Raw genomic sequence first — 22,428 nt, 5'->3', positions numbered from 1 at the left:
TTCGCACCGCTCCTTCGCGGCGCCTGATTTCACTTAACGGCAAGTTGCAGGGGCGACGACAGAGGCTCTCGACAACCGGACGTTCGGAAACGATGAGTGAGCATCGACACAACGGCCGCGCCGAAGGTCGGTGGCCGGTCATCGGACCGCGACGTCGGTCGACGGACCGTTCATCGTGGTGATGACCTGCGAATCCCCCTACCCGCGCACCACCCGGCGGAGCCCTGCCGGAACGGTGATCCCGCCGCAGCGTCCGTTCGGTGCACGGGCCGTGCACACCGTTCATCGCGCGCAGTCGACCGCTGCTCGTCGCCATGGCCACCGTCGGTCGGCGTCATCTCGCCGGTGCCGCCACCGTCGCGCTCCGTCGTCGGGCCGGCGCGTGCCCTGGCGGCCACCGGGCCGAACGGCGCGAGCCACGGTCCACCGGCCTTTTCGACGACGACGAGCGCGTCGGGGTGCGCGACCCGGCAGTCGGCCAACTCGACGTGCATGCGGTCGGTGACCGTCGCCGCGAACCGGCACGCCTCGCTCGCGCTGCGATCCACTCGTCCCGCGGCGGCGAGGGCCGCGAGGTCCGCCGCGTTGGAGACCTGTTGCCGGATCACGGCCACATGCCCCACCAGCCACACCAGACCGGCGACCACCATCAGCCCGGCGATCGCGAACGCGCCCCACACCGTCGCCATGCCGGAATCGGCCGTGACACCCTCACCGGCTCGACCCGACTCCGTACCCTCCTCGGAGCCCGGCGCCGCGATTCGTCCGCCACTGTTCCGTTCGGACCGCGGGTGCCGCTCGCCCGGTGGGTGCCGTCCGGACCGCGAGCGGGCCGTGCCGAGTCTCATCCCGATTCCCCGTTCGCGCTCTCTTCTCCGGTCCCGGGTTCGCGAACCGCGTAGGCCTCGGCCGAGAGCTCGATTCCCGGCAGTACTCCGTCGAGGAGCGGGCTGCGCACCGTGACTGTGATACCCGTGCCGTCGGCCTGGGACGTCGACGTCGCGCCGTCCGGGGCGAGCCGCCGGACGGCTTCGCGGGCGCGGGCGTCATCCCCTCTGCCGAGGAGGCGGGCCGCCTCACCCGCGGCGTCGGCGCACCGCATCTGGGTCAGCGCCGCCGTGACGACGCCGAGGACGAGTCCCAGCGCCACGACCAGCGAGCACACCGTGATCGCGCCTTCGACGGTCACCGAGCCGCGGTCGTTCTCCGCACGCCCACCACTGAGACGTGCAGCATCGTCGTGTCCGCCGCCGTCGTGTCCGCCGCTGCCGCGTTCGCCGCTGCCGTGTTTCTCGGGACCGGCGCGCCCGGCGGTGCCGTCGCGCGCACACGGCTCCGCCTGGGGCATCACGCCGGGCATCAGAAGTCCACCGACAACGCCTGCTCGATGATCGAGGTCAGTGCTGAGGTCACGGAGTCGCCCGTGACGATCATGTACAGGACTGCGGCCAACGCCGCCGCGGCCACGGTGCCGATGGCGTATTCGGCCGTGGACATACCGGCATCGGTGTCGGTGGCGGTGTCGGAGTTCGCACCGTTCGAGTCGTCACCGGCGGCATTAACGGAATCGGCACCCGCAGCGTCCGGTTCGGCAGCACCGGCAGCCACCCGGTCGTTGGCGAGTTCGCCGGATCCGTCCACTGCCGGCCGTCTCTCCCGGCCCCCGTCGTCGACACCTCGGGAAGGCGGTTCCCACGCCCGGCCCGGGCCCGCCTGTCTCGGGAGCAACGCGGCCAGGTCGACCGCATGCTCGTCCACGGACGGTTCTCGCTGGGGCAGGCCGGTTCCCCGGGTCCCGGCGGGCCTTTCCTCGGTCCCGGCAGACGCGCCCCGGACCCCGTCCGACTCCGCTGCGGCACCTCTCCGTGTCGCGGCGGCTGCTGTGGCCGCGGGCCGACTGATCGGGAGGATCGTTCGCACGATCGATATCACCGTGTTCATGGGATTCCTTTCGTCGTTCTCCGGACACCGGCACGCGCCGAGCGTCCTTGGTTTCTCCGCAGGTTCAGATGAGCAATTCGGTCGCGAGCCCGATCACCACGGGCGCAATGCCGAGGCACAGGAACGCGGGCAGGAAACACAGTCCGAGTGGGCCAGTAACCAGTACGCCTGCGCGTTGGGCCCGTGCCTCGGCGGTATCGGCGACGGCCTCCCGTGCCCGGTGGGCCATGTCTTCGGCGACACCGGCAAGTGCGCTGCCCGACCGGGCGGTGCGGCACGCGGCGCGGGCGAGCTCGGCCGTCGCGGGGCACTGCCGAGCCGGCTGCCACGCCTGTCGTGGTTCGGCACCCAGCGCCAGCAGGCCCGCGGTGGCCTGCAACGCGGCCGCCGCATCGGGTTGGGCCGTCGGCGCGACCGCGTGTACGCCTGTGGACACTGGCATTCCCGATCGCAGGCAGGCCGCGAGGAGGTCCCCGGTCGCGGCCATGCGCAAGGGGTCCGGTTCCACACGATCACGCATACGCAGACGACGGACGACCCACCAGGTGCCGACGCCGATCACCGGCGCCGCGAGCATCGACCCCGCGGCGGCGACGAGCGCCCCGGCCGCCCCTCCGGCGATCACCGCGAGCCCGCGTTCGGACAGTCCGCCCTTCGGCCCGAGACACCGTTGCAGCCACGACCGTCCCGCCGCGTTCCGGCTCGGCGGCAACAATGCGCGCAGCCGGGCGGCCGACGGCACGGACGGCAGCCAAAGCACGACGGCGAACAGTGCAGGCACGAGCGGGCTCATCGGGGCAGCACCCTTCCGGTGATCGCCGATGTCCAGGCCACCCCGCCGAGCAGCAACGCGGCGCCCACGGCGAGCAGCACCTGCCCCGCGGTCGTGGTGAGCAGCACGGCAAGCGGTGCCGCCCCCATCGCCTCGCCGAGCAACACCCCGAGCACGGGCAGTCCCGCGAGGATCAGTGCGCTCGCCCGCGGACCCGCCATGCGTGCATCGAGCGTTCCCGCCAGCCGGGCGCGCGTGGCCACGTCCCGGTGAACGGCGTCGACGACGTCGGCCAGCGCGAGCCCGTGCCTGCGTGCCAGTGACCACGCGGTCGTCACGCGTTCCAGAACTCCCGCGGGCAGTGACCCCGTTCCGGCGGGCAGCCCGGTGAGGCTCGTGTCCGGGTTCCCGCCGAGTCGTACAGAGACCGCGATGGCACGGAAAACCGAGGCGATGTCGGTGTGGGCGTCCTGTGCCGCGGATTCCGCGGCCGTCGCGGGATGTGCGCCGGACCGGAGGTCACCGGCCATCGCACGCAACGCTTCGGCGAGGCCGGCCAGGGCGGCGACGCCGCGCCGCACTCGCCGGCGAGCACGCACCTGCACGAGTACCGCCGCGGCGGCGCATCCGGCGGCCAGCACCGCCCCGGGACCAACCCACATCACGGCTGTCAGCGCCGCAAGCGATCCCGCGCTGACTCCGGCTCGCCACCACCGCGACGACTGCCACGGGCGCCGATTCGGTTCTGCGGCTCTCGCCGGGCCGACGAGGACCCGCAGCCGCCGTCCGCTCCAGCGCTGTGGCCAGAGCAGCAGTGCCACGCCGCCTGCCACCATCACGGATACCGCCTGCATCGCGGTCACCATGGCGGTTCCACACCCCGGTCGCGCAGCAGGGACGCGAGCAGTTCGTGGTCGTCGGTGACGCCGGAGGGCGTCCAGACGGGCCGCACCTCCACACCGTCACCCGAGCGCCGGACGACTCCGATCTCGGTGAGCCGCCGCCTGCCGTCGGCACGCTCCATGTGCAACACGACCTGGACCGCGGCCGCGAGCTGGCTGTGCAACGCGGAACGGGACAGTCCGCCGAGCGCGGCCAGCGCTTCGAGTCGGGCCGGCACTTCACTCGGCGAGTTGGCGTGCAATGTGCCGGCACCACCGTCGTGACCCGTGTTGAGCGCGTTCAGCAGCTCGCAGACCTCACGGCCCCGCACCTCGCCGACCACCAGCCGGTCCGGCCGCATCCGCAAAGCCTCCCGCACGAGATCGCGCAGAGTCACTTCACCCGCACCCTCGACGTTGGCCGGCCTCGCGACGAGCTGGACGACCTGCGGATGCGACGGCTGGATCTCCGCGGCGTCCTCCACGCTGACGATGCGTTCCTTCGGTGGGACCGCACCCAGCAACGCCGCGAGCATCGTCGTCTTCCCCGACCCCGTCGCTCCGCTGATCAGAAACGCCAGCCGTGCCGTGACCACCGCTTCCAGCAACGCGAAACCGGATTCGTCGACGGTGCCCAGCCTCCGCAGTGCGCGCAGATCGTGCGCCGCGGGGCGCAGCACCCGCAGGGACAAGCAGGTGCCGCCGGCCGCCACGGGCGGCAGGACCGCATGCATACGGACCCGGCCGTGCGGCCCGGCTCCGGACAACCAGCCGTCGACGAACGGCTGAGCATCGTCGAGTCGCCTGCCCGCCGCGAGCGCGAGCCGCTGCGCGAGCCTGCGTACGGCCTCCTCGTCGGCGAAAGTCACGTCGGTGCGACGTAGTCCGCCCGAGCCGTCGACCCACACCTGGTCGGGAGCGGTCACCAGCACGTCGGTCACAGTCGGGTCGTCGAGCAACGGTTCCAGCGGACCGGCGCCGACGAACTCGTGCCGCAGCAGTCGCAACGCATCGAGGACGTCCAGATGTCCTGCGACACCGGAGGTTTCTGCGCGGACGGCTTCGGCCACCGACTGCGGGTCGGGCGCCGAGCCGGCGTTGGCGAGCCGCTGCCGAACTCGCTCCACCAGCCGGGCATCCTCGGACTGCACTTCCTCGTTCCGTCCCGAATGGACAGTAGCGGTTCTCATATTCTCCCCCTGAAACAAGCCGATCGGACAACACAACGGGAATTGGCCATACCACTCACTGTGGACGGTCGTGACACCCGTGGACCGGCCCCGGAGCCGCGGATCACGCGGCCAACTCGCCGAGCACGGTGCGCGCCGCAGTACCGAACGGACCGCGGCGACGTGGGTTGAACGAGCCGCGCTCGACGGACCTCGCGACGCGACGGTCGGCGGGCAACCACCCCAGCAGCGGCAGACCCACACTGGCGGCGACGTCGCGGGCGCTCAGCCCGTCCGGCGACGGGCCACGGACCAGCACCCGCGTACGCGGACGGGCATCTCCAAGCCGGTCGAGTACCCGCGAGGCCGCAACACACGCGCGCAACTCGGCGGGCACCACCAGGACGACGAGGTCCGCAGCCGTCAGCACGCGCTGTCCACACGGCCCCGGCTCACGGGGCAGATCGCAGACCACGGTTCGTCCGGCGCGCACTCCTGCACGGAGCACCGCTTCGACCGTTTCCGGGGCCGGCCCCGAGCCCTCGCGGTCGCACGAGAGCATCGCGACGGGGCCGTCGGGAGGCCCCGCGACCGGCAGAGCCGCATCTAGCGCGGAGATCGACACCCGCCCGCCCTGCACCTGCACGTCCGGCCACCGCACACCGTCCTGCAGTTCCGCGCCCAGCACGAGATCGATACCACCGCCGAGGGGATCGCAGTCGAGCAGCACCGAACGACCACCTGCCCGAGCCGCACCGACCGACACGGCCGCGGCCAGCAGCGATGCACCGGCTCCGCCGCGTCCGCCCACCACGGCGACGACGTGGCCGCGGTCCGTGCTCGGCTGTTCGACGACGTCGGCCAACGAGGTGAGCAGCACCCCGTCGGTGTCGGGCAGCGTCACGACCTCCCGCGCACCCAGCACCACGGCTCGACGCCACACGCTGTGCGGGGGCTTGCCGCCGCACACCAGTACGACGTCGCCGCGACGGGGCCGCACCCGCCTCGCGGGTGCGACCTCCTCGTCGACGAGCACGAGCGGTGCGTCGTTCCAGTACGGTGCCGCCTCGTCGAGGTCGGCCACCCTGACGACATCGCAGTCGACCGCCGCGGCGTGCCGACGGATCTCGTCCAGCACGCGACCCTCCCGCGCCACGACGAGCGGCCGCCCGTCGGTGCCGGTCACCCGCTCGGTGAGTTCGAAACCCCCGCCGGTCTGCCCAGTAACGGGCTTCCCCGCGGCTTTGCCGGCGACGCCGCGCTCCGACGGCCGCTCCACAGTCCGTTCCATCACGCCCCCACGAATTCTCGGTTGCGCATCCAGATTCACCTGCGGCCGCGATGCCGGAAAGGGGAAAACCACGAACCTGTGGACAACCGGGTCGTTGTGGATAACTCGGCGGTAGTCGTGGTACGAGCAGCTCGAGAATTCGAGGGGGCGGTCCCCGCCAGGGGGAGGGAAACGGGGACCGCCCGGGCTCGGCCGGGGGTGAGCCGAGCCGTATCCGGGAGCGACACCGGACTACTTTCAGGGTAGCTCCACCTACCGGTCCGAAACCCGTTCTGAACAGGCAATTCGGTAACAGAAGGGTCGCGGAGCGCGGTGCGGGCGGCTGAGGTGGCGGCAACGGTCGTCCGGTGGCCCCTGCACCCGTGTCGATCACCTATCGTTGGCCCGTGGCCGACTCCGGGAGCTCTCCGAACCGCGGTGTCGCGGCGTTCTTCGACCTCGACAAGACCATCATCGCCTCGTCGAGCGCACTCGCGTTCGGGCGGCCACTCATGCGCGAAGGAATGATCAGTCGTCGCACTGCTTTGAAGAGCGCGTACGCCCAACTCGTCTTCTCGTTGTCCGGCGCGGACGAGGGTCGTACCGAACGCCTGCGGGCCGAGATCTCCGCGCTGTGCCGGGGCTGGGACGTGGCCCAGCTGCGAGCGGTCGTGGCCGAGGCATTGCAGGACGTCGTGACACCGCTCGTCTACGCCGAGGCCGAGGCACTCATCACCGCCCACCAGGCGCAGGGACACGACGTGATCGTGCTGTCCGCCGCCGGCGAGGAGGTGGTCACGCCGATCGCCGGCATGCTCGGCGCCGACCACAGCGTCGGCACCCGCATGGGCATCGTGGACGGCCATTATTCGGGCGAGATCGACTTCTACTGCTACGGCGAGCAGAAGGCCGCCGCGGCGCGCAGGCTCGCCGCGAAACGCGGCTACGACCTCGCTCACTGCCACGCCTACAGTGATTCGAGCACCGACGTTCCCCTTTTGGAGACCGTCGGGCACCCGCACGCCGTCAACCCCGACCGCACGCTCCGCCGGATCGCCACGGAACGCGCCTGGGAGATCCACATCTTCGACAAGCCGGTGACGATCCGTTCGAGGATGCCGGCGCGGGTCGACGTGCTCACGGGGCTGGGCTTCGGGTTGGGAATCGCCGCCGTCGTCGGGATCGCCGCCTACGGGCTGTGGCGACGGCCGAGCGCACACGACGCGTGACCGCACACCCCACCTCGACGACACAGTGCGGCGACCGCGACAAGAGGCGCGTCAACACCCATCCGGCGGCTGACTTTCCCGGCACACCAGGGAAACCCACGTCACGCGCACACGCCGACACAATCTGTACCGGTGCACCCGAACAACCCCTTGAAGTGAGCTGCATCACTGAGTACAACTGGAGGTGCGGACGTCGAACCGGCCAGGGATCCGGCGAAGATGAGCCCGATCCACCCCGATCGATCTCCGTGCGCGGGTACCGGGTACCCACGCTGGGCACGCCGCGTAAGGCTTCGTCGCCGTGGGACTGCGTCACCGGGACGCCGGACGCCTAGTACCCCAAAAGATGCGACACACGTTGCAGCTTGGTCGCCCAGGCGCTCGCGCGAGGCGGGGCCCGTCGACATCGTCGGCGGGCCCCGCCTGTGTGTGCGCCAGGCCGCAGCACCGTGTGAGTGCGCGATTCGGATCCGCCCCGCTCAGGTGATCACGCCGATCCGTCGCCTTCGAACGGCCCGCGACCGCACCCAGGCCCCTGTCTCGTCCCCGCCTGCCCACGTCACCGACTGCCCCGACCATCACACTTCCGTGAGCGCGAATCGATCCGCGAACGGTGCATTCCATTCACCCGTGCGAACCCGCGAGTGGACCTTTCATGTCGGTTTTCGGAGCGAAGGGGCCACTCGTACCGATCCGCGACGTTCGTCCATTGACGGGCCTACGGCGCTCGCCTAACTTTCCGGTGCTGACGCATTCGTGGATTTCTCACATCCACACGCTCACTGGAGGAATTTCGTGACAGAACCTGCTTCCCGGCGCAGGAGGAACAGCTATGCCGCTGCGACGCTCACCGGACTGCTCGTCGTGACCGGCGGTGTCGGTGCATCGGCCGCAGGAGCCGACGTGTCCGCGAACCCGCCGGCACGGTCCGACGCTGACAACGCGGACTGGGCCGAACGCACGCTGCGCGGCATGACTCTCGAACAGAGAGTGGGGCAGCTGTTCGTCGCCGACGTCTGGGGACAGGCGCCGAACCAGAAGCACGCCGGCAACCAGGAGAAGTACGGCGTGGACACGCCGTCCGACGTCGTGCGCAAGTACCAGCCGGGCGGTGTCATCTACTTCAACCACAGCGGCACGGACAACATCGAGCGTCCGAAGCAGGTTGCGAAGCTGTCCAACGGGCTGCAGCGGGCGGCGCACTCGACCGGTGCCGGTGTGCCGCTGATCGTGTCCGTCGACCAGGAAGGCGGCCGCGTGACCCGCGTGGGTGAGCCCGCGACCGAACAACCGAGCGCGATGGCACTCGGAGCAGGCCGCGATTCCGAAGCCGCGAAGTCGACGGCCGCCGTGACCGGCTCCGAACTGCGCGCCATGGGAATCAGCCAGGACTTCGCACCGATCGCGGATGTCAACTCCAACCCGGCGAACCCGATCATCGGCTCGCGGTCGTTCTCCGCGGATCCGCAGGTCGCGAGCGAGTTCGTGAGCGCGCAGATTCACGGCTACCAGGACTCGGGCAGCCGCACCGAAACGGTCTCGAGCTCGGCCAAGCACTTCCCCGGCCACGGCGACGCCGCGACCGACAGCCACACCAGCCTGCCCACGATCGACCGCACCGAGCAGGAGTGGCGTGAGATCGATCTGCCGCCCTTCGAGGCGGCCATCGACGCGGGCATCGACTCGATCATGACCGCGCACATCCGCTTCCCCAACCTCGACCCGTCGGGCGAGCCGGCCACGCTGTCGAAGCCGATCATGACCGGCCTGCTGCGCGAAGAACTCGGTTACGACGGCGTGGTCGTCACCGACTCACTGGGGATGCAGGGTGTGCGCGAGATGCACTCCGACCGTGAGATTCCGGTGCTCGCCCTCGAAGCGGGTGTCGACCAGATGCTGATGCCGCCGGACCTCGACGTCGCCGTCGACGGCGTGCTGGATGCGGTGAAGAGCGGTCGCATCACCGAGGAACGCATCAACGAGAGCGTGCTCCGCATTCTCGAGCTGAAGAAGAAGCGCGGGATCCCCGAGGCGCCGATGGTGAACGTCGGAGCCGTGGACAAGAAGGTCGGAACGCCGGACAACCACGCCACGGTGCAGTCCGCCACCGACAAGGCCCCGACGCTCCTGAGCAACGACGACGAGGTCCTGCCGCTGACCGGGCAGGGCAAGACCCTCGTGACCGGCTGGAACAACCTCGACTATCCGGGCTACCCGGCCCGCCCCGTCGAGTCGCTCGCGTCGAAACTCGGTGATTCCGCGACGGCCCTGCCGACTGGCGCCGACCCCGACGAGGCGACGATCCGGCGCGCGGTGAACGCAGCGGGTGACGCCGACACGGTCGTCGTCCTGACGAACGGCCTCGCGGATGATGCCGCGCAACGTGACCTGCTGCACGAGTTGTTGGCGACGGACGCGAACGTCGTGGCAGTCTCGGTCCAGGAGCCCTACGACCCCGGCTACGTCGATGTCCCGACCTGGCTCGCCACGTACGACTGGCGGGACGTCTCCATGACTTCACTCGCGAAGGTGCTGCTCGGCCAGCAGGCCCCGCAGGGCAAGTTGCCGGTGACGATTCCGGCGGGCGACGACCCCGACACGACCCTTTACCCCTTCGGCCACGGTCTGACCTGGTGATGAAATGCCTTTCAACCGACGCACGTTCCTGGGCGCGGGCGCGCTCGCGACCCCGCTGCTGACCTCGGGTTCGCAGCTCGCGTCCGCTGCTCCACGGCCCGGCGCATCGTCCGACGGCGCTTCCGGACGGTCCGGCCCCGAACCGGGACGGGCCGTCCGGCCCGGGGCCGACATCCTCGCCGACGAGGGCTGGAAACGCCTCGCCGACCGCAAGGTGGGCGTCCTGTCCAACCCCACCGGTGTCCTCAAGAGCGGCGGCCACATCGTCGATTCGCTGATCGAGGCCGGCATCCGCCCGGTCGCCGCCTTCGGTCCCGAGCACGGTTTCCGGGGCAGTGCCCAGGCAGGCGGTTCGGAAGGTGACTACAAGGATCCTCGCACCGGGGTCCCCGTCTACGACGCGTACGGCGCCACGATCGATGAACTCGCCCGTATGTATCGCAAGTCCGGCGTCGACACGGTCGTCTTCGACATCAACGACGTGGGATCGCGCTTCTACACCTACATCTGGGCGATGTACGAGGGCATGGCGGCGGCCGCACGGGTCGGAGTGGGATTCGTCGTACTCGACCGGCCCAACCCCATCGGAGGGTCGGCGTACGGCCCGACGCTCGACCCGAAGTTCAGTTCCGGCGTCGGGTTGAAGCCGATCGTCCTGCAACACGGCATGACGGCCGGCGAGCTCGCGCGGTTGTTCAACAACGAATTCCTGCCCGAGGACGGCGGGAAACTCGACAGTCTGGACGTCATCGAGATCAGCGGCTGGAAACGCGATCGTTTGTTCTCGCAAACCGATCTTGTGTGGACCCCGCCGAGCCCGAACATGCCGACGCCGGAAACCGCACTCGCATACCCCGGGACCTGCCTTTTCGAGGGAACGGTGTTCTCCGAGGGACGGGGCACCACGTCCCCGTTCGAGATCATGGGCGCACCCGGCGTCGACTGGAGGTGGCGTGAAGCACTCCAGGAACAAGGCCTTCCCGGTGTATCGTTCCGGGAAACGTACTTCGTGCCGACGTTCGGCAAATTCACCGACGAACAATGCGGTGGCGTACAGCTGAACATCACCGATCCGCACGCGTTCGAGCCCATTCGCACGGGCATCGCCATGATCGTTACGGCGAAACGAGTGCACCCCGAGCTGTTCGGATGGCGCGAGGACAACTTCATCGACAAACTCTTCGGTTCCGATCGCCTCCGCACGATGGTAAACGCCGGCGCAGGCACGGACGAGATCATCGGTTCGTGGTCCGATGAGATCGCCGGATTCCGCCGGAACCGGGAGCAGTATTTGATCTACCGGTAGGGGGATAACTCGCGTGCGAGGCAGAATTGTGGCGATGACGGCTGTCTTCGTCCTGACAAGCACAACCGCCGCGGCGGCGGCGACACCCGGTGACAACGGGTTCGACGGGCCGCGTACCGCACTGTCGCCCACGGCGGGCGCGCTCGCTCAGTCCAAGCCCAAGGACGCGGGCGTGGACCCGCGCCCGATTCGCGAGGCGGAGCGGCGGCTGGCCGGCTTGACGGCGTCGGACGCCATCGACGGCCACCCGATGTACTCGGGTGCCGCCGGACTGCTCGCCCACGACGGCAAGGTCGTGGGCAAGTTCTCGGCGGGAGGCGCGGTGCGCTTCGACCGCAACGGCAACGAATTGCCGCCGAACCAGCAGGTTCCCGTACGCGAGAACACCATCTTCGACATGGCGTCGGTGACCAAGCTGTTCACCTCGATCTCCGTCATGCAGCTGATCGAACGCGGCGACGTCGAGCTGTCGGCGCCCGTCTCCCGGTACCTGCCTGCCTTCGGGGCGAACGGCAAGGAGTCGATCACCGTAGAGCAGCTTCTGACCCACACCTCGGGGCTCGAGGCCACGATGCCGCTGTGGAAGGACCACCCGGACCGCACCTCCCGCATCGGTGCGGTTCTCGCCGCCGAGCCGGTGAACGAGCCGGGAACGGAGTACGAGTACTCCGATCTGAACCTGATCACGCTCGGCGAACTCGTCGGCAAGCTCACCGGCAAGCGGCTCGACCACTACGTCCACGACAACATCACGGCCCCGCTCGGCATGACCGACACCGGGTTCAACCCGCCGGCCTCGAAGCGTGACCGCATCGCGGCCACCGAGTACCAGTCCGAGCCGGACCGCGGCATGATCCGCGGTGTCGCGCATGACGAGAACGCCTGGTCGCTCGACGGCGTGGCCGGTCACGCGGGCATCTTCTCGACCGTGCGCGACATGGGCGTCCTCGGGCAGGCACTGCTGAACGGTGGCGTCTACGGCGGCGAGCGCATCCTGAAGGAGCGCAGCGTCCGGGACATGCTCACCGACCGGAATCAGGAGTTCCCCGACCACGCCCACGGTCTCGGCTTCGAACTCGACCAGGACTGGTACATGGGCGAGCTGTCCTCACCCGTCACTGCAGGGCACACCGGCTACGCGGGCACCTCGTTCGTGATCGACCCGCGCTCCCAGTCGATGGCGATCCTGCTGACCAACCGGGTGCACCCGACCCGCGAGTGGGGTTCGATCAACGACGCGCGTGAGGCGTGGGCGACCTCGATGTCGCAAGCCCTGAAGGCCAAGCCGAACGCGGGCGGGGATTCCTGGTTCCGCACCCCTGGGCAGGACGACAAGCCCGAGCGCGGCAACGCCGGTGGCGAGTCCGAGCGTGACAAGCCCGACGGCGGTAACGCCGGCGGCGCCGGCAATCCGGCCGGTTCCGGCGAGAAGGATTCGACGTCCGTCGGCGGCCACCGCCCGAAGCCGGTCCTGCACCGCCACGGCTCGTAACCGCCGGCCACCCGGACCACGTCTACACCTGCGGCGGCCCCGCGGGCAGTGCCACCCACTGCCCGCGGGGCCGCCGCAGTGCTGTGTGCAGTCCGGGACCCCGTCCGGCCACCGCGGTGCGAATACGGCGGCCCGTCCAATGTCGGCAGCGGCAGGGGCGGGCAACGCGAGGTGCGTTACACGCATTCCACGCGTATCGCGCCCGAGATGTGGGAATACCCGGTGTTGAGACGGTCGACGGGTCGGATCGGCCACGGCTGATCCGACCGAAGCCGAAAGACTTCGGCGCTCTCTCGCGGGGCGCCGACGGCGGCGATTGTTGGCCATTCACCAGCAGATTCACAACCATCGGTGTAAGCCGACCGGCCCGCCTCGTCCGCGCGTGCAGGACGAACGCACGACCGGGAACGGGAACTCGCTGCCGCCTCATCGAAAGGTACAAACCGTGCGAAATCGCTCTCTGCTACCGGCACATAGCCGCAGGTGACGTTGCCAAGTCGTTAAGCCCCTGTGCCTAACGTTGCCTAGGCGGTTGGCGACTTTCTAAGCAACGATGGTCCGGGTGGCCAGGGTCGACGGGGGACGGACCGTGGGCTGCAATCAACTGGAGGGTGTGGGTAACCTTGTCGCAGACGCCAACAGTAAGGAATTTTCCAACGGAATCAGTGGGTGATGAATCCTTGACTGACATGGCCGGGGACGCGACGGGCGCGGCCGCCGCAGCCTCGGGCGACCCGGACGGCAGCCCGCTGGTCCGCATCCGCTCCCTGCTCCCGGGTCTGGCGAAGGCCGAACAGCGCGTCGCCAAGGTCGTGCTCGACGACCCGACGACCGTGTCCCGTCGCAGCATCACCGAGGTCGCACTCGCGGCCAACACCAGCGAGACGACCGTCACCCGATTCTGCAAGGCGATCGGGGTGGGCGGATACCCGCAGCTGCGCATCGCGCTCGCTGCGGACACGGCCCGTTCGGCGGCACGCACCCCGCAGGTCCACGGCGGCGACATCTCCTACGACGACGACCTCGCATCGATCGTCGGCAAGATCGGCTTCACCGACGCCAGGGCCGTCGAGGAGACCACCGAGCAGCTCGACGTCGACCGACTGCAACAGGTCGTCGACGTGATGGCGGGCGCGGGACGGGTCGATGTCTACGGCGTCGGCGCGAGCGCGTTCGTCGCGGCGGACCTGCAACAGAAGCTGCACCGCATCGGCCGCGTCAGCTTCTCCTGGTCCGACACGCACATCATGCTGACCTCGGCCGCGGTACTCGGCGAGGGTGACGTCGCCGTCGGTATCTCCCATTCCGGCGCGACCACCGACACCGTCGAGGCGCTGCGCGCCGCCAAGGAACACGGGGCGACGACGGTTGCCCTGACCAACTTCCCGCGCTCGCCGCTCGCCGAGATCGCCGACCACGTGCTCACCACCGCGGCGCGCGAGACGACCTTCCGCTCCGGCGCCACCGCAAGCCGGATCGCGCAACTCACGGTGATCGACTGCCTCTTCATCGGCGTCGCACAGCAGCACATGGACGATGCCGTGAAAGCTCTCGACGCCACGCGCGACGCGGTCGGCACACACAGGCTCGGGACCCGCCCCGACGGGCGGCGACGCACCCGATGAGAACCGGGCCGGCAAGCGGCCCGGTGAGAACCGAAACGGTGAGGAACATGGCATCCCGCACGACGAACGCGGGCCCGCAGCAGGTCACGACGATCGCGCACGTCGAGTCGCCGACCGAACAACGCAATCCACGCACGACCGACCTCGATCGCATGTCGACCCAGGGCATCCTCACGGCGATCAACGCCGAGGACGCCCAGGTCGCCGGGGCCGTGAAGGCGGTGCTGGAGGAGCTGACCGTCGCTGTCGACCACGCGGTGGCGGCGCTGCACGGCGGCGGCCGGGTGCACTACGTCGGCGCGGGCACGTCGGGCAGGCTCGCGGTGCTCGATGCCGCCGAGTTGGTGCCGACGTACAACGTTCCCGCCGACTGGTTCGTCGCGCACCACGCCGGCGGCGAACGTGCGCTGCGGCTTCCCGTGGAGAACGCCGAGGACGACGAATCGGCGGGCGCCTCCGAGATCGCGTCGTCGGTCGAACCGGGCGACTTCGTGCTGGGGCTGACCGCGTCGGGCCGGACGCCGTACGTGCTCGGAGCGCTCAAGGAGGCCAAGCGGCTCGGCGCGCGGACCGGTCTGGTGTCGGACAACCCGTCCGCGCCGGTTCCCCCGGAGGTCGACGTGTCGATCGTCGTGGACACCGGTCCCGAGGCCGTGGCCGGATCGACCCGGATGAAGGCGGGCACGGCACAGAAGATGGTGCTGACCGCCTTCTCCACGGCCACGATGGTCAAACTCGGGCGCACGTACTCGAACCTGATGGTCGGCATGCTCGCCACCAACGCGAAGCTGCGCGGCCGCACGTTGCGCATCCTCCGCGAGGCGACCGGCGCGAGCGAACAGGACTGCGACGAGGCGCTGACCAGGGCCGACGGTGATCTGAAGGTGGCGCTCGTGCACCTGCTCGGCGATGTCGACGTCACGACCGCGGCGGGCGCACTCGAACACACCGGCGGGCACGTCCGCGACGCCCTCGACGAGATCCGGCCCCGCGCGTCCTGAACCTCACCGGCTCGCCGGCCACGGGTGGACCCGAGCGGCCTCACCCGTGGCCGCGGCTCAGGCCGCCGAGTCGGCGATGCTCTGTGCTTCTCGGGCACCGGCCTCGAAGGCCGCGCAGCTGAACAACAACCAGTCCCGCACGCCGTCGGGCTCACCGGAGGCGAACGCGGCCGCCGTCTCGACGTACCGCTCCTGCCTGCGGAAACAGGCGACCTCCGGCACGGTGAGCGATTTCGGGTCGAGCCCGCTCGCCACCATCGTCAGCCGCGCGGCCGCGCGCGCGACCACGCCGTCAGCGCTGCCGAACGCCCGCAGTGCCAGCAGCTCGCCGTGGACCACGGCGGAGAGCACCGCCGCCGGCACCTTCGTTCCGCCGGTGACCAACTGTCCGAGCAGCTCGAGCCGGGGTGAGGCCGCCGGGTCGGGCCTACCGAGCGCATCGGAGTCCGAGGTCAGGTCCGCCGCGGCGAGGACATGGATCCGCGCGAGCGCCTGCATCGGGGCGCGGCGCCACGTCGGCAGCAGCGTTTCACTCGCCTTCGCCACGCGCAGCGCCCCCGCCAGCACCGGGTCACGCACCTCGCCCTCGTCGGGGATCTCCGGGTCGACGCCCTCGACGCCCGCAGACGCCCGCGCGGCTCGCACCGACGCCTCCGCGGCGGTCGCCGAACCCTCGCGCAGGTTCACGCCGTACCGGTGCACGGCGAACACCGCGTCCTGCGCCGACTTCGCCGCCTCCGCGACACCGTCGAGCTCGACGAGCGGCGCGAGCGGGTCGCCACCCCCGGCAACACCCTGACTCATGCGTCCAGCACCTGGCCCTCCCTTGTCACCACAGGCGGCTCGGTCGACCAAGGGAAGTTGATCCACCGGTCGGTGCGCCGCCACACGTAGTCGCACGCCACCGTCGACGCAGGCTTCTCGTACACGACGGCGCAACGCACCTCGGCCACCTCGTCGGCACAGAAGTCCCGCACCAGTTTCAGCGTCGCACCGGTGTCGGCGACGTCATCGGCCACCAGCACCTTCGCACCCGCCAAATCCACGGCGTTCGGGACCGGCGGCAGCATCACCGGCAGGTCGAGTCGCTCGTCGACGCCCGTGTAGAACTCGACGTTCATCACGTACAGGTTCTTCACGTCGAGCGCATACCCGAGCGCACCCGCCACGAACAGTCCACCGCGGGCGATCGACAGGATCAGGTCGGGCCGGAACCCGCTGTCGGCCACCGTCTCGGCGAGCTCACGACTCGCCGTCCCGAACAGATCCCACGTGAGCACCTCGCGCTCCGGCTCACTCTCGGCCACTGGCCATCCTCCCGCGTCGCTTGCACACTCCGGCGAGCATATGCGCCGACCGTTCGTCAGCCGCTCATCGCCCAGGGCCGCCGGAACGAGCGCGGGGCCTTGTGGGTGGGCGTACGTCGCTGCAACCTGTCTCGTGCGGTACTAACTTCACAGGCAGGCGCAGCAACGACGACGCATGCGCCTGAGCAACGACCAGGAGGCCTTGCAGATGACGACAGAGCAGTCGCCGGCACTCGACAACCTGTTGACCGAGAGCCGGAGCTTTCCTCCGAGCCCGGAGTTCGCGGCGGCCGCCAACGCGACCGCGGACTGGTATACGGAGGCCGACGCCGATCGCGAGGCGTTCTGGGCGAAGCAGGCCGAGCGCCTGCACTGGGACACCACGTGGACACAGGTCGTGGACTGGTCGGACGCCCCGTTCGCGAAGTGGTTCGTCGGCGGCAAGCTGAACGTGGCCTACAACTGCGTCGACCGGCACGTCGAAGCCGGCCACGGCGACCAGACGGCCATCCACTGGGTCGGCGAACCGGGCGACACCCGCGACATCACGTACGCCCAGCTCAAGGACGACGTGTCGAAGGCCGCGAACGCGCTGACGTCCCTCGGCGTGACCGCCGGTGACCGCGTCGCGATCCAGCTGCAGATGATCCCGGAGGCGATCGTCGCGATGCTGGCCTGCGCCCGGATAGGCGCGCTGCACAACGTGGTGTTCGGCGGGTTCTCACCGAGCGCGCTCCGGCAGCGGGTGGACGACGCCGAGGCCAAGGTCGTCGTCACCTCGGACGGGCAGTACCGCCGGGGCAAGGCGGCACCGATGAAGGCGAACGTCGACGAGGCGCTCGAGGGCGCGGCGAGCGTCGAGAAGCTCATCGTGGTCCGTCGCACCGGCAGCGACCTCGAAGGCGACGTTCCGTGGGTCGAGGGCCGCGATGTGTGGTGGGACGAGCTGGTCGAGGCGCAGTCGGCCGACCACGAGCCGGAGGCGTTCGACTCCGAGCACCCGCTGTACATCCTGTACACGTCGGGCACGACGGGTAAGCCGAAGGGCATCCTGCACACGTCGGGCGGCTACCTGACGCAGGCGGCGTACACCCACAACGCCGTGTTCGACCACAAACCGGGCGAGGACGTCTACTGGTGCACGGCCGACATCGGCTGGGTCACCGGCCACTCGTACATCGTGTACGGCCCGCTGGCGAACCGGGCGACGCAGGTCGTGTACGAGGGCACGCCGAACACCCCGCACGAGGGGCGGCACTGGGAGATCATCCAGAACTACAAGGTGTCGATCTACTACACGGCGCCGACGCTGATCCGCACGTTCATGAAGTGGGGCGCCGAGATTCCGGCGGGCTACGATCTGTCGTCGCTGCGGCTGCTCGGTTCGGTGGGTGAGCCGATCAACCCCGAGGCGTGGATGTGGTTCCGCGAGCACATCGGCAGCGGCAACTGCCCGATCGTCGACACGTGGTGGCAGACCGAGACCGGCGCGATCATGATCTCGCCGCTGCCCGGTGTCACGCACGCCAAGCCGGGTTCCGCGCAGCAGCCGCTGCCGGGCATCTCGGCCAAGGTGGTCGACGACGCGGGCACCCCCGTCGGCAACGGTGGCGGTGGCTACCTCGTGCTCGACAAGCCGTGGCCGGCGATGCTGCGCGGTATCTGGGGTGACGACCAGCGGTTCAAGGACACCTACTGGTCACGGTTCTCCGACCAGGGCTACTACTTCGCGGGCGACGGCGCCAAGTACGACAACGACGGCGACATCTGGCTGCTGGGCCGCGTCGACGACGTCATGAACGTCTCCGGTCACCGCATCTCCACGACGGAGGTCGAGTCGGCCCTGGTGTCGCACCCGACGGTGGCGGAGGCCGCGGTCGTCGGTGCGAGCGACGCGACGACGGGCCAGGGCATCGTGGCGTTCGTGATCCTGCGCGGTGACGCCGCGCAGGCGGGCGACGAGGCGATCCAGGATCTGCGCAACCACGTCGCGAAGGAGATCGGCCCGATCGCCAAGCCGCGACAGATCATGGTCGTGCCGGAGCTGCCGAAGACCCGTTCGGGGAAGATCATGCGCAGGCTGCTGCGCGACGTGGCCGAGAACCGCGAGGTCGGCGACGTCACCACGCTCGCCGACAGCACGGTCATGGACCAGATCTCGAAGGGCCTCTCGTCCGGTTCGGACGACTGACCCGACTCGGTCGCACACGAAAGCGGCCTCCACAGTGGATGTCCACTGTGGAGGCCGCTTCTATGTGTGCGGAGTTCCCCTAGGGGATGTGTCAGCCGGTCACGTCCAGGTGGCCGGGCTGCGGGGTCGGAGCCGGAGCGGCACCGTCCGGGCCGGCCTGGTCGCCGCCGTCACCGTTGTCGTCGCCGTTGTCGCCGTCGTCGCCGCCGTTACCGCCGTCGTCGCCGCCGTTGTCGCCGCCGTTGTCACCGTCGCCGCCGCCGTTGTCGCCGTCGTCGCCACCGTTGTCGTCACCCGCGGTGCAGGTGGCCGAGGCGATGTCGATCGTCTGGCCGGCGACGTCCGACAGGCCCGGGACGCCTTCCAGCAGCTCGATGTGGACCGCCGTGACCGTGTCGTCGGTCTGCTGGTTCAGGGTGACCTGGGCGACGCCACCGAGCTGCTCGGGCAGCACCGTCGTGTTCGGCTCGAGGTTGTTGATCGGAACCTCGTGCCCGGCGATGGTCAGGGTGGTGATGTCCGAGCTCATCTCACCGTTGTCGCACTCGGCGCTGATGGTCCCGGTTGCAGCAACCAGGGGCGAGCCACCCGGGAGTTCCGGGACGCCGGCAGCCTGGCCGGGCAGGACCTCGAGGTTGGCGACATCTGCGTACGCGTAGTTCGGGGACGCCTCGGCGTTGAGCACCGTCGCCCCGGCGAGACCCGGCACCTCGGTGCCGGCGACCGTCTCAGACCCCTCACCCACGACGTGCGGAGTCTTGGCGATCTCGATCAGGCCGCTGGCGGAGATGCCGAAAGCGGAGTCCTCGGTCTGCGCGAGCGCGGACGGGGCGAACATGACACCGCCGACGAGGGCGGCGGACAGTGCGCCCGCGCCGAGCGCGGCAGTCTTCTTCTTCGACAAGGAAGTACCTTTCGATTTCCGGTCGTGCATTCGGGTCGGGTTTCCGGGCGGGGGCCCGTCACCTGTGGGGCACTGCCGTGGGAGGGGCGTCAGACGACCTCGACGATCGTTCCCAGCGGCAGCTTGACGAGCTCGTCCAGGGCTTCTTTCGTAACCCTGATGCAGCCGTCGCTGTTGGCCTTGCCAACGAAGCTGTTGTCCGGCCACGTGTGGATGCCGACGGTGCCGGGGCCACCGCCGAACGTCTCGTGCGACTCCGAGTGATAACTCAGCGGAAGCACGATGGGGCTGTAGTCGTTCACCTGCTCCTCGATGGAAGCGATGATGTACTGCCGCCCCGTCGGCGTCGGGTGCTCGTCCTTCCCGACCCCGATGGTCCATTCCCCGATCTGCTCACCCTTCTTGGTGATCTCGAGGGTGAAGTCGTCGCGATGCACCGTGACGGCGAAGTCGTTGCGTGCCTCTTCGACCGTCTCGTCGGTGGCATGGACCCAGCCGCTCGCACCGTTCGGGCGGGTTGGCAGCAGGATCTGCGCCCAGTCGCCCTTCTCGGCGATGACCGGAACCCACGTCGGCGACGAGATCTGCTTGGCCGGCAGTTTCGCGAACGGCTCGCCGCCCGGCTCGTCGTACACCGCCAGCGTCTTCTCGGGGTGCAGCACCGTTCCCGTGCCGTTCTCACTCGCCGACCGGTCCCCCTGCGCGGGGTCGGCCGGAGCCTGGTCGAGGTCGCCGTAGGTAGTGGCCTTGGGCAGCTTCGCGAGCTGCTCCTGGGTCATGGCGACCGGTTTGGTGTCCTGCCCGCCGGCGGAAGCGGAGTCGTCCCCGCCACCGCACGCGGTCACGACGAGTGCGAACACCGCCGCGCTCGCCGCTGCCGCCAGCGACCGCGACCGCTTCCGGTACGCGGCCCCGAACCCGGCGGACACACCGGCCTGACGTCCGGCGGAACCGGAACAGCCGGCGTTGCTACGCCTTTCCATCGATCACGTCCTGCAACTAGGCACACGAAGGTGCGAGGTGTGGAGCGTTCAGTGGTGCGCCGCTCACGCGATGTGCAACCGTTTGCGCAAGCCCGCACCAGGGCGTTCCTCGTGCTCGAACGTCCGAAGTCCGGACCCAACGGCGCAGCCCCCAGTACGACCCCGCTGCGTGCACAACGTTCCGCGCCACACGGGTTTTACGTGCACAGGGTTTTACTGTTCGCGTACGCGACGGTTCGCATTGTTATCGCCACTGCGAGTCGCGATCAAATGCGTTGCCAATTTTCAGCACCGCTCCGAGCTGCAAAGACGAGGCGTTTCCGCAGGACACAGCCTGATCGTGGGATCACTCCATCGAGCTACGGGCACGGGGTCCAGACCTCACCTTCGCAGGCAGGGCGGCCGATGCGGCGCTTGCGACGGAAAAGACTCCACATCGCCATCCGGACACAACGGACCCGCAGACTACCCGACGGTATGAGACCTGGCGCACACTTTACCGAATTTTGTTAACACCATTCCCGGCCATCGCGAGCCCCCGGGTGGACAAGACGTCGAACGAATGTTCTACACTGCGGACGCCACTGCCGGACGTTTCGAGGGGACCTGCCCGCGATGAATGCCGAAGCCACCGCCGACGCCGAAGCCACGGAAGCCACCGACACCGCCACCGGCCGGACCACCGATGTCGCCGCTCCGACCGCCGAGCGCCCAGAGACCAGCGAAAACACCGAGAACGGCGGCACCGGCTCGGACCGGAAGCCCGCCGATGGCGATGCGACGTCGGCCGGCTCCGACGAGCTCGCCCGGGCCGGCGAAGAGGGGCAGTCCACCGAGGACGCGAAGCCCAAGCGCGGCCGCGCGAAGGGGTCGAACGCACGCAAGACCCGCACGGTCGAACTGACACTCACCGTCACGGGCACCGCGGACGGCGAATGGCAGGCGGAACTCAAACACGGCAGCAAGTGGGTCACTCGCGGACTGGCCGTGACCGCCTCGGCCGTGTCGCGCGCGGCCAAGGAACTGCACGAGCAGCTGTCCACGCCGATCGACGAGGTCATCAACGCCGCGAAGGAGCAGCAGCAGGCCCGCGTGGCCGAGCTCGAGGCCCAGCTCGAAGAGGCCAAGAAGCAGCTGGCCGACCTCGAACAGTGATCCGCTGCGCCGGCGGGTGATCAGTCGCCTTCGGAACCGCCACGGTCCCCGTCGACGTCGATGCGGGCCTCGTGGCGTACCGGGAAGTTCACCGACCGGGCGATGAAGCACGCCTCGTGGGCGGGTTCGTGGAGTTCGCGGGCCTTGTCGACCATGTCGGTATCGGCGACGGTCACCACCGGACGGAGCGACACGGACGTGAACTCCCCGACCCCGAGCGTTTCGGTCATCGTGCCGAGCGGCTCGTCGGCATAGCCGGTGACCACCACGCCCGCCTGCGCGCACTGTGCGAGGTACGACAACATGTGGCACTGGGCGAGCGCCGCCAGCAGCAGTTCCTCCGGGTTCCACCGGTCCGCGTCGCCCCGGAAGAAGGGATCGGCCGACCCCGCCAGCGGCGGTTTCCCGTCGGCGACGACGTGGTGCTCGCGGCCGAAGTCGCGGTATCCCGATGTGCCGGTGCCACGGTCACCCGTCCACCGCAGAGTCAGCCTGTACGTGTGCTCCCGCTCGCGCATGCCTCCTTGATACCCGCCGGCGTCGGCGTGCTCACCACAGCGATCAC

20 protein-coding genes are annotated in these 22,428 nt (G+C 69.5%); 8 read left to right on the top strand and 12 right to left on the bottom strand.

Features of this window, described 5'->3' with window-relative positions; genetic code table 11:
- Positions 1-170 precede the first annotated feature (170 nt).
- The 7 genes from FHS23_RS05810 to ssd all read right to left on the bottom strand — a co-directional run bounded on the left by FHS23_RS05810 (position 171) and on the right by ssd (position 6,054).
- Positions 171-689 carry an Rv3654c family TadE-like protein gene (locus FHS23_RS05810; RefSeq protein ID WP_183648914.1) on the bottom strand — a complete coding sequence of 173 codons (519 nt, stop codon included), beginning with the start codon at positions 687-689 and terminating at the stop codon, positions 171-173.
- Positions 690-844: 155 nt separating this feature from the next.
- Positions 845-1,360: a TadE family type IV pilus minor pilin gene (locus FHS23_RS05805; protein ID WP_246381343.1), complete on the bottom strand. Its 516-nt coding sequence runs from the start codon at positions 1,358-1,360 to the stop codon at positions 845-847.
- Entirely contained in the window at positions 1,360-1,641 is a 282-nt protein-coding gene (locus FHS23_RS23680) for a DUF4244 domain-containing protein (protein WP_343053665.1), read from the bottom strand. The genes FHS23_RS05805 and FHS23_RS23680 overlap by 1 nt, the downstream gene beginning before the upstream one ends.
- 364 nt (positions 1,642-2,005) lie before the next feature.
- Positions 2,006-2,734, bottom strand: a complete 729-nt coding sequence (locus tag FHS23_RS05795; RefSeq protein WP_183648911.1) for a type II secretion system F family protein — start codon at positions 2,732-2,734, stop codon at positions 2,006-2,008.
- Positions 2,731-3,579 (bottom strand): type II secretion system F family protein, encoded by an 849-nt coding sequence (locus FHS23_RS05790; RefSeq protein WP_183648898.1) that lies wholly within the window; start codon positions 3,577-3,579, stop codon positions 2,731-2,733. The genes FHS23_RS05795 and FHS23_RS05790 overlap by 4 nt, the downstream gene beginning before the upstream one ends.
- Positions 3,573-4,784: a TadA family conjugal transfer-associated ATPase gene (locus FHS23_RS05785; RefSeq protein WP_183648884.1), complete on the bottom strand. Its 1,212-nt coding sequence runs from the start codon at positions 4,782-4,784 to the stop codon at positions 3,573-3,575. Before FHS23_RS05785 ends, FHS23_RS05790 begins: the two co-directional genes overlap by 7 nt.
- Positions 4,785-4,887: 103 nt before the next feature.
- On the bottom strand, positions 4,888-6,054 hold the full coding sequence (gene ssd / locus FHS23_RS05780; protein WP_183648881.1) for a septum site-determining protein Ssd: 1,167 nt from the start codon (positions 6,052-6,054) through the stop codon (positions 4,888-4,890).
- A gap of 386 nt (positions 6,055-6,440) precedes the next feature.
- Here ssd and FHS23_RS05775 point away from each other — a divergent pair, with 386 nt between their 5' ends.
- The 6 genes from FHS23_RS05775 (at position 6,441) to murQ (ending at position 15,323) form a co-directional block, all read left to right on the top strand.
- On the top strand, positions 6,441-7,262 hold the full coding sequence (locus FHS23_RS05775; RefSeq protein ID WP_183648878.1) for an HAD-IB family hydrolase: 822 nt from the start codon (positions 6,441-6,443) through the stop codon (positions 7,260-7,262).
- A gap of 795 nt (positions 7,263-8,057) precedes the next feature.
- On the top strand, positions 8,058-9,899 hold the full coding sequence (locus FHS23_RS05770) for a glycoside hydrolase family 3 protein (protein ID WP_343053664.1): 1,842 nt from the start codon (positions 8,058-8,060) through the stop codon (positions 9,897-9,899).
- A gap of 4 nt (positions 9,900-9,903) precedes the next feature.
- Entirely contained in the window at positions 9,904-11,205 is a 1,302-nt protein-coding gene (locus FHS23_RS05765) for an exo-beta-N-acetylmuramidase NamZ family protein (protein WP_183648875.1), read from the top strand.
- Positions 11,206-11,239: 34 nt separating this feature from the next.
- A complete protein-coding gene (locus FHS23_RS05760; protein WP_183648872.1) occupies positions 11,240-12,697 on the top strand; it encodes a serine hydrolase domain-containing protein in 1,458 nt (485 codons plus the stop codon).
- Positions 12,698-13,386: 689 nt separating this feature from the next.
- Positions 13,387-14,322, top strand: a complete 936-nt coding sequence (locus FHS23_RS05755) for a MurR/RpiR family transcriptional regulator (RefSeq protein ID WP_183648869.1) — start codon at positions 13,387-13,389, stop codon at positions 14,320-14,322.
- Positions 14,323-14,369: 47 nt separating this feature from the next.
- Positions 14,370-15,323, top strand: coding sequence for an N-acetylmuramic acid 6-phosphate etherase (murQ, locus tag FHS23_RS05750; protein WP_221218962.1), 954 nt, complete (start codon positions 14,370-14,372; stop codon positions 15,321-15,323).
- A 57-nt stretch (positions 15,324-15,380) separates the two neighbouring features.
- On the opposite strand, the gene FHS23_RS05745 is transcribed toward murQ, so the two are convergent.
- Complete coding sequence (locus FHS23_RS05745; protein ID WP_183648862.1) at positions 15,381-16,127, bottom strand: Fic family protein; 747 nt, start codon at positions 16,125-16,127, stop codon at positions 15,381-15,383.
- Complete coding sequence (locus FHS23_RS05740) at positions 16,124-16,630, bottom strand: phosphoribosyltransferase family protein (protein ID WP_183648860.1); 507 nt, start codon at positions 16,628-16,630, stop codon at positions 16,124-16,126. Before FHS23_RS05740 ends, FHS23_RS05745 begins: the two co-directional genes overlap by 4 nt.
- Before the next feature lie 208 nt (positions 16,631-16,838).
- On the opposite strand from FHS23_RS05740, the gene acs reads away from it, so the two are divergent.
- Positions 16,839-18,821 carry an acetate--CoA ligase gene (acs, locus tag FHS23_RS05735; RefSeq protein ID WP_183648856.1) on the top strand — a complete coding sequence of 661 codons (1,983 nt, stop codon included), beginning with the start codon at positions 16,839-16,841 and terminating at the stop codon, positions 18,819-18,821.
- Positions 18,822-18,912: 91 nt separating this feature from the next.
- On the opposite strand, the gene FHS23_RS05730 is transcribed toward acs, so the two are convergent.
- Both FHS23_RS05730 and FHS23_RS05725 read right to left on the bottom strand, forming a co-directional pair.
- The gene (locus FHS23_RS05730) at positions 18,913-19,725 is read right to left on the bottom strand and encodes a choice-of-anchor P family protein (RefSeq protein ID WP_183648853.1); all 813 of its coding nucleotides are present in this window, start codon (positions 19,723-19,725) and stop codon (positions 18,913-18,915) included.
- Between the two features lie 89 nt (positions 19,726-19,814).
- A complete protein-coding gene (locus FHS23_RS05725; protein ID WP_246381731.1) occupies positions 19,815-20,609 on the bottom strand; it encodes a L,D-transpeptidase family protein in 795 nt (264 codons plus the stop codon).
- 714 nt (positions 20,610-21,323) lie between these two features.
- Between FHS23_RS05725 and FHS23_RS22915 the strand changes: the two genes are divergently transcribed.
- Positions 21,324-21,863: a DUF6319 family protein gene (locus FHS23_RS22915; protein ID WP_221218961.1), complete on the top strand. Its 540-nt coding sequence runs from the start codon at positions 21,324-21,326 to the stop codon at positions 21,861-21,863.
- 20 nt (positions 21,864-21,883) lie between these two features.
- On the opposite strand, the gene FHS23_RS05715 is transcribed toward FHS23_RS22915, so the two are convergent.
- Positions 21,884-22,381 (bottom strand): OsmC family protein, encoded by a 498-nt coding sequence (locus FHS23_RS05715; protein ID WP_183648845.1) that lies wholly within the window; start codon positions 22,379-22,381, stop codon positions 21,884-21,886.
- Between the last annotated feature and the right edge of the window lie 47 nt (positions 22,382-22,428).

The organism is Prauserella isguenensis (assembly GCF_014191605.1).
Taxonomy (GTDB): domain Bacteria; phylum Actinomycetota; class Actinomycetes; order Mycobacteriales; family Pseudonocardiaceae; genus Prauserella; species Prauserella isguenensis.
This window is presented reverse-complemented; position numbering and strand designations above follow the sequence as displayed.